This is a genomic window from Desulfosporosinus sp. OT (assembly GCF_000224515.1).
Taxonomy (GTDB): Bacteria; Bacillota; Desulfitobacteriia; order Desulfitobacteriales; family Desulfitobacteriaceae; genus Desulfosporosinus.
On sequence record NZ_AGAF01000026.1, the window covers coordinates 28,516 to 40,993 of the forward strand.

Sequence of the window (12,478 nt, forward strand, 5' to 3'; positions counted from 1 at the left end):
CAATTGCGTCCAATATTTACACTCCCATATATTCTATTTGATTTCCAATCAAATATTTTTCTAGCTTTGGACTAGCTTCTTTTGTAACATTAATGATAAATGAAGATATGATAACATTTCTATAAAAATCCGTATTACTGGATATCAAAGAGAACACAATGTTTCCTTTTGTAGCTAAATTGTAGATTAAATCAGTATCCTTATTGCTTTCTCTGCTAATTATTTTATAATTTAGTCCTTCTTTAGGTAATGGTACATCCGAAGTTGTACCAATTAAATCCTTCAATGCTGGTGGTTTATCTAGGAAAATGTCTACAACTTTTCCTTTTTCTGTAAGTATCCCATCTTTCAAAAATGCCATCTTAGTGCATACATTTTTCACTATCTCCATTTGGTGGGTAACAATTACTATTGTAATTCCTAAATCCTTATTGATTTGATCTAATAGTTGCAATATTGAACTTGTTATATTGGGATCTAGTGCTGAAGTTGCTTCATCACACAATAATATAGAAGGTTCCATGGTAAGAGAACGAGCAATAGCAACTCTTTGTTTTTGCCCGCCGGATAATTCTTTAGGCATTGCATTTGCTTTTTCAGTCAAATTGACTAACTCTAATAAGTCCATAACCTTAATATCTATTTCTTTTTACTATAACCCCAACATTCCATGGGCAAAGCGATATTTTCATATACACTTTTTCTTTCTATAAGTGAGAATTGTTGAAAAATCATCCCAATATTTTTACGAAAGCCTCTTAACTCTTGATAGTTCAAATTTCTTACTTCTGTACCATTCACCATGAGACTTCCACTATTATATTTTTCTAAGCCGTTCATACATCTTAATAAAGTAGATTTTCCGGCACCGCTAACTCCAACTAATCCAAAAATGTCACCATTTTCTATTTCAACACTAATATCACTGAGGACTTTAGTTTTTCCATAATATTTTTCCAAATTCTTTATACTAATCATATTTTCACTCCAAAATTACAAATCTTAATCTGCTTATAAAAAGTTAGTCTGGTGGTAATACATTTTGGCACTTATATTTTTAAATATTTGTGGCAACAGATTACCTTTCTATATCCCCAAGTTGCTCTAAAGGAGCATGATGTTAAATAAAGAGTGAATAATTTAACAGGATTTGAGAAGTGAGATTTATGTTGCTTATCTTTGCATTCATAATATTTTAATATAGTGAAAAAATTATTATTATTTTAACATACCATATATGATTATGTAAATATATTAGTTTATGGTTATGTTGTTAATGATCTGTGATATTGTCACCATAGAAGAGTTCTGAGAAAATGTCACTATGAAAGAGGAGCATTTTTATGGAGTGACAAAGAGATTCTAAAAGTATCAGTAATCCAAAAACTATAATATTTATCACCAATCTGACATACTGTCCTCTGCAAAATTGTTTACAAATACACATAATTCAATTGGCTTTCCAACAATACCCTTTTCTATCAAACATCGGTCTTCTATTGACCTAAAATCTTGCATAGACTTTCAGGTTTTGATCCTTTTCCACATGATTGCTCAATAGATAAACCTAACTTTGTCTCGTTAGGTTCTTTCCCAAAAAAACCAGTTCATATAATTTAGAATAGTCTTTTACAAAAAAGAACCCACGACGGGGTTCGATTGATTACGGCGAATTGGCGCCATCCTGCGGCTATCGCTGGATTTGGCTTATTATCTAACGCCTAAGCGGGTTGCGACGCCGGAAGGTCGGTTAATGTCGTCAAGGTCGCCACCAACGCTTCCCTGAACGGCTGGCAAGGTTTCGATTGAAAAATGAATTTTTGGCTAATGCAGCCAATGTATTTGATAACAAAAAGGACAAGGTATTGTACGCGCATATAAAAATCGAAAAATATGTTAGCATTGAGAGGAGTAGATAAAATGAATAGTAAAACCTCACTAAAGATAACCCTTGATTTCGTCATGACAGTTGTATTTTTTCTATTAGTAGATGCTCATGATACGGGACTTGTCTTCCATGAAATAGCAGGACTTTCTATCTTTGCCCTTTTTATGACCCATATCCTATTAAACTGGTCGTGGGTTAAAACCTTCACCAAAAACTTGTTTAGCACAAAATATAAGATAAAGCCAAGGTTGATGTACGTTTTAAATTTAGGATTGTTCCTGGGTATTAGCACCATAACCATCAGTGGGATTCTTATTTCCCAAGTGATTTTCCCTTCCGGATCAAATGAAAATTCGACTCTCCTCTTAACTGTGCATAAAGTGGTTTCATATTCCTGCCTAGGACTTATAGCAATGCATATTTTGTTACATAGGAAATATATTTTGGTTTCTATGCGCAATATGGTTGCTCATGGTGAAATGAAAACAACACTAGCTTTGGTAACAGGATTAGTTATAGGCGTATTATTTACTAAAAGCATACTAGGATCTGATAAGATGTTAACCTATGCTACTACACCTCCGACGATTTCATCGCGGAATTCGATTAAACCCCAAACAAAAGATGATCAAACTGACACAACACTCCAAGACACACAAGAAAATGGTCAAACGGTGAGTCTGTCAGATTTCCTTGGAAGCATGTTTTGTACAGGCTGTAGTAAACACTGTTCTTTATTAAACCCAAGATGTGCCAAGAGCGAGGCACAGTTGCAGGTTGCTAAAACTGAATATCAAAACCTATATGGTCAAACTGCATCTAACACAACAATAGTAGACACGCAAGGGGATAGCCAGAACACCAACATAACACCAAAAGACATGGAATTTAATGACCAAAGAGAAAATGATTATTTCTTCAGAGATGAAAAGCTAAATAAGGACGCTCGGCACAGTAAAAGAGGTTCTCATGGATCAGCTTTCCGGCACATGTAAATCTCCTAGGCCTATCGCAAGAAGAACAACGGATATTATGCCAGTAATGCTTTAGTGGTGCTGTTGACTACATTACTGTACCACTGGTAGGCGAGCACCACTCCGCCGCTGGCGGATTTTGGCAAAAGAGACATCGTTTAAGGACGCTCACCAAACCGGCATAGTTTTTCTATGGGAGTAAGCAGGCAGAGCACTCCTGCCTGCGCCTTTGAGGATTTGAGGCTGGAGTGTTCTGCCTATGTTTTAATAGTGTGAATAGCTTATAACTAATATGGAAATTATGTTACATTAGAAGTAGAGTAATTAGCTCCCTGTATTTCGAATTAAATTGAGAAAATAAGGTGGTGATTGCCCATGACTACAAATAAACAAATACCCAATAGATTAGCTAACGAAAAGTCACCCTACTTACTTCAACACGCTAACAATCCTGTAAATTGGTTTCCTTGGGGCGAAGAGGCTTTTCAAATAGCAAAAACAGAGAATAAACCTGTTTTCTTATCTATTGGGTATTCCTAATTGGTATTATTTTCCACTTGTCACTGGTGCCACGTCATGGAACGAGAATCCTTCGAAAACGACGAAGTTGCAGGCATCCTGAATCGCTACTTTATCTCTATTAAAGTTGACCGTGAAGAACGACCTGATGTAGACCATTTGTATATGGCTTTCTGTCAAACGCTAACTGGATCGGGTGGGTGGCCGCTCACCATAATAATGACGCCTGATAAGAAACCGTTTTTTGCCGGAACATATTTTCCGAAAACTGAACGCTACGGCCGCCCCGGGTTAATGGAACTCGCCGAACAAGTTGGCACACTCTGGAAGACCAATGAAGGTAAATTGCGGGAGTCGAGCGATGAGATCGTTGCCGCCGTTCATTCTCAACGCACTGTTCCAAGTAAATCATCGCCTCTTCCTTCGGCTGTCACCAACGATCCATCCTTAAAAGATGGCAATGGCCCTACTTCTTCCGAAGACTTTCAAACATGGAGTGAACAGCTTATTGATAAAGCTTACCAAGTCTTTGCACAAAGTTTTGACGCGCGTTACGGTGGTTTTGGCAGAGCTCCGAAATTCCCCACCCCCCATACCATAAGCTTCCTCCTCCGCTATGCTCAAGACCATCCTCAGAGCAAAGCCTTAGAAATGGTTCGCAAAACACTTGACGGGATGGCCCAAGGGGGGATCTATGATCACGTCGGGTTCGGATTTGCACGGTATAGTACCGATGAAAAGTGGTTAGTACCTCACTTTGAAAAGATGCTCTACGATAACGCTTTGCTCGCCTCAACTTACCTAGAAAGCTATCAAGCGAATCACCAACCAGACGATGCTCAAAAAGCCAAAGAAATCTTCACCTATGTCCTGCGGGACATGACCTCTCCCGAAGGGGGTTTTTACTCCGCAGAAGATGCCGACGCTGAGGGAGTAGAAGGTAAATTTCATGTTTGGACTCGCGCAGAAATAGAAACCTTGCTGGGCAAAGACACGGCAGCAATGTATTGTGCTGTTTATGACATTACCCCTGAGGGCAACTTTGAAGGAAAAAATATTCCCAATCTTTTACTAGGAAATTTAGAAAAGATTGCTCGCAACAACTCGTTGGCTGCGGCCGAAGTTCTGCAAATCCTGGAAAAAGCACGTCAAACTTTATTCACAGCACGTGAGAAACGAATACATCCCCATAAGGATGACAAGATTTTGACAGCCTGGAATGGGTTAATGATCGCTGCCTTTGCGAAAGGTGCCCAAGTTCTTGGGATTCCTGCCTATCTGGAGGCAGCCGAAAATGCTGCAGATTTTGTCCTAACTCACCTTAAACGTAATGACGGACGTCTCTTGGCTCGCTACCGTGAAGGACATTCTGCCTACCTAGGGTACTTGGATGATTATGCATTTTTCATTGGGGGCCTCCTAGAACTTTACTCGGTGAGTGGCAAACCCCATTACCTCCAAGTAGCCCTTCAACTTCAAGAGGAACAGGAACGGCTCTTCTTAGACGAAGAAGACGGAGGTTACTATCTAACCGGTTCAGATGGCGAAGAACTTCTTTTCCGACCTAAAGAGAGTTATGACGGAGCCATTCCAGCCGGTAACTCGATCACCGCGCTCAACCTTTTTAAACTTGCGCGTCTCACTGGAGACGAACGATGGGAAAGAAAAGCCGAACAACAACTTCTCGTCTTTCGCTCAGTCCTCGAAGAACATCCCTCAGGATATACCGCATTTCTCCAAGCCTTGCAGTTTGCCGTTCATCCCAGTCAGGAATTAATTCTAGCAGGTGCGCTTAACGCAACAGAACTGCCCGAAATGCGTCAGATTTTCTTTTCGGCGTTTCGACCCTATGCTTCTGTGCTTTACCAAGAAGGAAGTCTTCCAGAAACCGTCCCCTGGATTCAAGATTACCCCATAGACCCTAGTCATATTACCGCCTATCTATGCCAGAACTTCACCTGTCAACGTCCAGTCCAACAAATTGAGGAATTCAAAGCACTCTTCAAAAACTCATAGAGGTCCAAACGAATAGGCCTGTCAAATGACAGGCCTATTCGTTTGGACCTCTATTTCTTACCTTTTGACTATTCGTTTGGACTAGCGATTATCTACTGCAATAATCATAATGGAGGGATACTCTGCTAGATTGTAATCAATTGGAGCAGTTAGCACTTTTTCATTCTCGTAAAACACCCTCACAAAGGGGCGATTCGGAAAAGCTAGGTTTTGTTTTATAACATTCCCTCTTTGCCCATTGCTTAGAAGAACACCCGAACCGGAAGGATAAACGGCAATATTTTTTTTAAAAACCTCTAAAATCTGAGGATCAAAGTGCGTATTTCCTTGAGATACGATATACTCATAGGCCTCATTAGGTTCAATGGCATTGCGGTAAACTCGTTTACTCGTTAAGGCTTCATACACATCAGCTACGGCTGCCAGTCTTCCATACTCATGTATACTACTTCCTTTGAGCCCTCTTGGATAGCCGCTCCCATCCCATTTTTCTTGGTGTTGATAGGCAACATGGGCGGAAAGTAGACTAAGATCATTGTTCTTACGCAAAATTTCAAATCCATATGTCGTATGCCGCTTGATTTCCTCGAATTCTGCTCCCGTTAACGGACTTCTCTTATTGAGAACCTCCTCAGGAATCTTGATTTTTCCAATGTCGTGCATGAGAACACCCATGCCCAGTTCGATCAGCTTCTGCTCGGTATACCCCGATGCCATACCTAAAATGAGCGATATAATCGTTGTGTTCACAGAATGATGAAAGGTGTAATCATCATACCCTTGAATTTCCGTTAGGTTACCCAAAATGTCCGAACTAGATAGAAGGTCGTTAATCATTTGTTGAACAGTACTACGGATATTATCTATAGGTAAGGAATCCTTTGAATCCCGCTCAATGTACTTGCTAATAAGCTCGATGGACTTATAGGCCACCTCACGAGTTTGAGCGGTAATTGCAATATGGACTTCGACATCATCCAGTCGATCGTCCTGAATAAACAACACATCATAACCCAAGGTCTTTAACCGTTCGATATAGGAAGCCGTCAAGTGAACCCCTGCCCGCAATAAGACCGTCCCGGAAGAGTTGAGCACCGGACGCGCTAAAATTGATCCTTCCTCAACATAACGTATGTTCACCAAACGCATGAATTCTCACCCTACTATTCATTTAGTGTCTTTTTTTGACCAAACTATTTAGTTCGTCAAAACACAAGGAAAAACCTCTTAAGAAAAAGATTTTCTTAAAATTTTCCCTTTAGTCCTACTAAAGTCCTGTATTTATCCTTCACACTCACTTGAGAACTTCTAACTGTTGTACAGTCCCTCTTGCGATCTGTTGTTTCGATTTAGAACCCTTTAATATAGAATCATTTTAAACCTGTGAACAGAACGACGGCAATCGCAATCGGCACAATATATTTAACCAAGAACAAATAGACACGCGCTAAACCGTCATTTGCTAACTGACCTTGATTTGACAATTCTTGTTTTACTTTAACATATCCCCACTGCCAACCAACAAATAAAGCAATGAAAATGCCCCCCAGAGGAAGTAGGACATTGGAAGTCGCGAAATCGTAGAAATCAAAAAAAGTCTTGCCAAACACAGTGACTGTGGCAAAGATGCTATTAGAGAGTGTCGCTGTTGAGCCCAGCAAACCGATCCCTAGAATCGTTAATAAAGTTGCTTTACGTCTCGTCCATTGATACTGCTCAGTTAAAAAAGCGATGGGAACTTCCAACAAGGAGAGCATCGCCCCCGTTGCAGCAATTGCGGTAAGTACGAAGAATAAGACCATAAAAACTCTGCCAAAAGGCATCGAATTAAAGACCGCCGGAATGATCACGAAGAGCAGTTTGGGACCTTGATCTGGTGTAAAACCGAAGGCAAACACAGCAGGAAAAACAGCAATACCTGCCATTAACGAAACCAACGTATCCGCTAGGGCGACTTTAATGGCCATCTTGGGTAAGTTCTCGTTCTTATCGACATAACTACCGTAGGTAATCATTGTCCCCATGCCTACGCTGAGTTTAAAAAAGGCTAAACCTAACGCAGCTAAAATCACACTAACCGTAATCTTGGAAAAATCGGGTTTAAATAAGAACGAAAGCCCCGCGCCTGCACCCGAGAGTGTCAAAGACCGGATATCGATAATCACGAGAAGTAAAAAGAGTAAGGGCATTAGAAGCTTAGTGACCCGTTCAATACCTTTAGTCACGCCGGCCATAATAATAGATCCGGTCACGAGTAAAACAAACACTTGCCAAAACAAGGGTTCACCCACCCCTGACACTAGTTTATTAAATACCAAGGTTGTATCTTCCGGTTTCGCAGTAAGAAGCGCACCACCAGCAGCTTTGAATATATAGGCATAAACCCAGCCAGCAACCGACGTGTAAAAAGCCATAATAAGAAAGGCACTTAAAACACCGGCGCCACCAACTAAAAACCAAGGACGACGGGGTTGTAATGCTTTAAACGCTCCGACGGCATTCGCTTTTGTATGACGGCCAATCAGATGCTCTGATAACATTACGGGCAAACCTACAAGCGCCACGCATATTAAATAAACCAGTATAAAGGCAGCTCCCCCATTAGCACCAGTGACATACGGGAATTTCCATATATTTCCTAATCCAACAGCAGAACCAAGTACTGCAGCAATAACACCAATGCTGCTCGAGAAACCCTCTCGTTTGTGTTGCGTCTCTTTCTTCAAAACCATTACCCTCCATATCTAGTCTAGTCTTTCCCGTATTATTCTTATATCATGTATTAATTTTGCCCTATGCGTGCCATGATTCGATGGAGACTCTGCGTTGAACTTACCTTAAGCCGCGGAACATCAATCGTCAGAAGCTGCCGATCCTTCATCACTATTTGTCCATCCACCATGGTAAGACGCACATCGGAAGAAACTGCTTGATAAACCAGCTGCGAATAGACATCCACATGCTCGTTGGGCCAAGTATGTAAACCCTGTAGACTAACGACAGCTAGATCCGCTTTTTTCCCTACTTCCAAACTCCCCAGATCCTGCTCATGCCCTATTGCTCGAGCACCGCCAAGCGTAGCTAGTTCAAAGACCTCACGTGCAGGCATAACCGTTGGTCCATGCAAGGGTTTCTGTATCAGAGCAGCGTGACGCATCTCTCGAAATGCATCTAAATTATTACCGCAAGGCGCCCCATCCGCACTCAAAGAAATCTCTGCACCCCGTTTCATAAGTTCTGGAATCGGCGCAATCCCCGAAGCCAGTTTCAGATTCGAAGATGGGCAGTGTGAGATTCGTGTCTTGGTCTGGATGAGGATCTCTTTTTCTGCTTCATCTAACCAAATGCAGTGAGCGAGAATAAGTTTGGGGCCCGTTAAGCCGACCCTATCTAAATAGATGATATTGCGCATGCCCCGTGTACTCTCCACAACCTGGATTTCTGACCGGTTTTCTGAAGCATGGGTGTGTACAAAGGCATTTTTCACGCGCGCATACTGCGAAACTTCCTTTAAGAGCGTATCCGTACAGGAGATGACGAAACGAGGCGTAAAAGCTACTTCAAGGCGTCCATTCCCTTTACCATGATATTTCTCATACAAATCAACACTTTCTTGCAGGGAAGCTTCTGTCGATTCACGTAAAGAAGCTGGAATATCCTTATTGCAATCATCCATCATCACCTTCCCCGACAAGGCTCTCAAACCACTGGCAAGGATAGCCTCAAAAGCGTGTTCCGTATGATGGACGGTCTCCATATCCACGATCGTCGTTGTCCCTCCAAGAAACAACTCCCCAATACCAAGTAACGCAGAATCATATATGGATTCAGGATCATGTCCACCTTCCAGCGGCCACACTTTCAATTTGAGCCAATCTAAAAGTTCCAAATCATCGGCCTGTCCTCGAAACAATGTCTGACAAAGATGAATGTGAGTTTGAATCAAACCGGGAATAAGCAAATCCCCCTGCAGATCGATCACTTGATCGACAGGTTGCTCAATAACCCCTCCTACCGCCATAATTTGAGATCCATCCACTAGTAAATCGCCCTCAATAATCTCACGTGCTGCATTCATGGTTACGATCTTGGCATTCTTCAAGAGAATACGCATTTAAATCCCACCCTTTCCCTATTTGCGTAAGGCCCTAACGCCTACAGGTTTTTTGCACACTAAAAAACAACCTCATTACAACACTCTATAAACCATCCTTGGCTCATAGAGAAGCAATTTACGGTTGCCTCGTAGAAACCCTTGATCCCATTCTCAAGGTTATATGAGTTATCTAATCATTTGTTCAGATTTTCCTAGTCTCTATATATATCTATTCTCGATCCACTTGAATTCTCCTACCTGGCAAATAAAAATATTTAATTTATTATAGTTTGCTAAATGCCTATCTCAATTATTCATGGTTGCACAAGGGACTAAGTATTCCGGATTCGAGAATACCTTGCAATACAGCGCCACCAAGTGCCCGAGCCTTCTCGGTAATCGTCCAACAGTATTCCTCCTGCCCACGGGGATCAACATCCCCAATTTTAACATGCTCAGCGACTGGAGTATCTGTCCGCAATAAACCTCTTAGAACGCCATTGCATAAGGAAAGGATCTCCTCCTGTCGAACCCCATCATCTATCTCGCCTAAGCTATCACCTTCGGAAACCTGTTCCCCTATGGCCCGCTTCGCTCTGAAAATTCCAGCTTTAGGTGAATAAAGGACGCGTTTACTTGATATACCTGCCACTTCTCCCGGAATACCAGTGTTTGGTTGAGCCGCTCCCTGATGAATCAACCGTCCTAGATTATGTCCACGGTTTGTTTCCACGACAACATCAACGTCGACTCCTGCTGTGAAACCCGGCCCCAAACCAAACGTTCTCCGAGCCATACTCCGTTTTGTCCCTAGGTTACGTTTGGCCATGATCGCATCCACCAAAACCAATGGGTTTAGCAAGGACAGACACTCTAACTGAGGATCGACCAAAACCGGTATTTCCCCAGCTCGCCAAGCTGCTTCACATTCCTTATGATCCTCGAGACGGCTTGCCTGAACCCCTTCAACTTGCCAACGTCCTTCCGATACAGCAGTTCCAAAACAAACTGGCCACCGAACCATGAGGGGCACAGCAACTTCGGTCATCACAACTCGAAACCCCGTTTTCGCTAGCACCCACCCCACTCCGGAGGCTTGTTCCCCAGCTCCGCGAACTAAAACCACCGGTCCATTCATGACGAGTTTGTTTTTCATAATGGCTTGGCAGGAAACCCCTACGCCTTCAGGCTAGGGGGAGAAATGCCTTACGCATACCCTAACCTGCCATCCTCCTTTCTGTTAATAGACTTTTTCTTCTCTCAATTAATTGAAAGATTTGCAACTGATACTGCCTGTTCCGCACCACACAGAACTGTTTAATGCTAGACCATAGAGCCGTAGATTAGACAAACGTCAACGGGTATGATGGCTTATATAACATAGCAAGTTAATGCTTAGTCTTGTCAACATTAGCTTATAGTTTCCTACAAGCCACTATCCCTTTAGGATAGTGGTTGTTGACTCGCTCGATTCTCCCTTACTAATTTGTACCCGCAAAGCATCGTATTGCTCTGGAGTATCAACATCTTGATAAAAACTAGCCTCCACTGGATACTTCCGCCAGCGGTCCGGATAGCGGTATAAGACTTCTCTCCCACCTTGTTCACCTCGCAGTTCCAAAAGTTCAGGAACAAACCGTCGGTGAAAAAACACAGGTGAAACCGCTTTATCTCCCACAATCGGTACCAGAAAATCCGGAAGATTCTGCAACACCTCCTGCAGGCAACCTGCAAGCCTGGGTACGGTAATCCCCACCTGGTCTCCGGGCAAAAATCCGATACTCTGGACTTCACTGTTTAAGTCTTGTAAACCATAGCGAATTGTCTCAGCAAGCGGTTTAGGGGTTGGCACTTGTATCCAAACCCCACCGAATGAATCAAACATTCGAATACGATCTTCAGTGAGATAGGCCTCGATAGCATGTCTGGCAACAACGTAAATCTCAGTGTCCACTGAGTGAGAGGATGCTGTCAACGAACGATGCTTTTGAAGGGTGATTGCCTCTAGGAGAGTCTGAAGAGTATGACCTAACACCGTAGTTTCCTTCCAAGGCAAAACAAGTTTATCTTGGCCCATTCTCGTCGCTTGCCCCGCAGCCATTACCACAAATCGAACCACTGTAGTTTCCCCTCCTTGGCATCCCCCGCGGCTAACCGCAAATGTTTGGGCTGATATTCCAGCTTATTGACTTCCCGTTGAATGTCTCCCCACCTACGGTTTAAGTCAAGCAAAAGCTTTTCAAGATCCAGCGAAACCTTCGTGTTCAGGAAAATCACCCAAGACATATGCGCATATTGGGCAGCAAAAACGGGGGACCTCAAGAAATAACGCCAAGCCTGCTCTGCGTTCCAAACGTGGCCAAGAAGATCCAGACAACTCTCAGGTCTATGAACTTGCTCCGCTTGGAGGACTCTCCCCCACAAACCACCATCCAGCACTAGCACAACGCAATCCGATCGCCGAGGAATTTGAGGTTCATGGGGTTGCCAGCATTTCAACTTGAGACGTCTGGCTCCATCCCCCTCGATTACCCAAAAACGCTTACCGCTGGGCAAAGCACCGTGAAGTGTCTCGCCCAGAACCCCAACCTGAACTCCACTTTTTTCGAACATACAGACATCTTCTAATATAGCATCATCTACGGCTTTGAGAGGAGGACCAACCCACTTTCCACTTTCCCCCATAACGTCCACATACCAAAAACAAGCTCCTTCTTGTTCATAAGGCGGTGGATTCGGGTTCTTCCAGCAGTACATCAGTTCTTCAGGAAAGACTTTCGTCGTGGTGGTGGCAACAACCCGATGCCCTGCCTTTTCAATCTCCTGGGTTATTGATTGTAGGCAGGTCGTCTTCCCTCCAGCCCCAATGAACGTGACAACTTGCTCGTGCCTTGTCATGGCCCACAAACTGCCACGCTCCCAACTTTTCGGTAACCATGTTCCTGTACCTGCCATTTTCCTCTCCTACAACTGTTTCTGACTAGT

The 12,478-nt window shown here is 42.9% G+C and carries 7 protein-coding genes, 2 pseudogenes and 1 riboswitch; of the genes and pseudogenes, 2 read left to right on the forward strand and 7 right to left on the reverse strand.

Annotated features, from left to right (window positions below):
* Positions 1–16 precede the first annotated feature (16 nt).
* A pseudogene (locus DOT_RS02230) lies at positions 17–978 on the reverse strand (methionine ABC transporter ATP-binding protein).
* Between the two features lie 942 nt (positions 979–1,920).
* Between DOT_RS02230 and DOT_RS02235 the strand changes: the two are divergent.
* Both DOT_RS02235 and DOT_RS02240 read left to right on the forward strand, forming a co-directional pair.
* Positions 1,921–2,883 (forward strand): DUF4405 domain-containing protein, encoded by a 963-nt coding sequence (locus DOT_RS02235; protein ID WP_009613609.1) that lies wholly within the window; start codon positions 1,921–1,923, stop codon positions 2,881–2,883.
* Between the two features lie 354 nt (positions 2,884–3,237).
* Positions 3,238–5,397: pseudogene (locus tag DOT_RS02240) on the forward strand (thioredoxin domain-containing protein).
* An 81-nt stretch (positions 5,398–5,478) separates the two neighbouring features.
* On the opposite strand, the gene DOT_RS02245 reads toward DOT_RS02240, so the two are convergent.
* From DOT_RS02245 to DOT_RS02270, 6 genes are all read right to left on the reverse strand, one after another.
* On the reverse strand, positions 5,479–6,546 hold the full coding sequence (locus tag DOT_RS02245) for an HD-GYP domain-containing protein (RefSeq protein WP_009613613.1): 1,068 nt from the start codon (positions 6,544–6,546) through the stop codon (positions 5,479–5,481).
* Positions 6,547–6,767: 221 nt separating this feature from the next.
* Entirely contained in the window at positions 6,768–8,123 is a 1,356-nt protein-coding gene (locus tag DOT_RS02250; RefSeq protein WP_242833748.1) for a sodium-dependent transporter, read from the reverse strand.
* Positions 8,124–8,179: 56 nt separating this feature from the next.
* Positions 8,180–9,511 carry a 5'-deoxyadenosine deaminase gene (locus DOT_RS02255; RefSeq protein ID WP_009613615.1) on the reverse strand — a complete coding sequence of 444 codons (1,332 nt, stop codon included), beginning with the start codon at positions 9,509–9,511 and terminating at the stop codon, positions 8,180–8,182.
* 86 nt (positions 9,512–9,597) lie between these two features.
* A riboswitch (purine riboswitch) is annotated at positions 9,598–9,698 on the reverse strand.
* Positions 9,699–9,803: 105 nt separating this feature from the next.
* A complete protein-coding gene (gene yqeB / locus DOT_RS02260; protein ID WP_009613616.1) occupies positions 9,804–10,649 on the reverse strand; it encodes a selenium-dependent molybdenum cofactor biosynthesis protein YqeB in 846 nt (281 codons plus the stop codon).
* 279 nt (positions 10,650–10,928) lie between these two features.
* A complete protein-coding gene (locus DOT_RS02265) occupies positions 10,929–11,612 on the reverse strand; it encodes an NTP transferase domain-containing protein (RefSeq protein ID WP_009613617.1) in 684 nt (227 codons plus the stop codon).
* The gene (locus DOT_RS02270; protein ID WP_009613625.1) at positions 11,594–12,448 is read right to left on the reverse strand and encodes a hypothetical protein; all 855 of its coding nucleotides are present in this window, start codon (positions 12,446–12,448) and stop codon (positions 11,594–11,596) included. Before DOT_RS02270 ends, DOT_RS02265 begins: the two co-directional genes overlap by 19 nt.
* Between the last annotated feature and the right edge of the window lie 30 nt (positions 12,449–12,478).

Bases quoted from the DNA above. Each gene is read 5' to 3' on its own strand.
- DOT_RS02245 (WP_009613613.1), bottom strand. From the start codon at position 6,546: ATGCGTTTGGTGAACATACGTTATGTTGAGGAAGGATCAATTTTAGCG.
- DOT_RS02235 (WP_009613609.1), top strand. From the start codon at position 1,921: ATGAATAGTAAAACCTCACTAAAGATAACCCTTGATTTCGTCATGACA.
- DOT_RS02255 (WP_009613615.1), bottom strand. From the start codon at position 9,511: ATGCGTATTCTCTTGAAGAATGCCAAGATCGTAACCATGAATGCAGCA.
- DOT_RS02270 (WP_009613625.1), bottom strand. From the start codon at position 12,448: ATGGCAGGTACAGGAACATGGTTACCGAAAAGTTGGGAGCGTGGCAGT.
- yqeB (WP_009613616.1), bottom strand. From the start codon at position 10,649: ATGAAAAACAAACTCGTCATGAATGGACCGGTGGTTTTAGTTCGCGGA.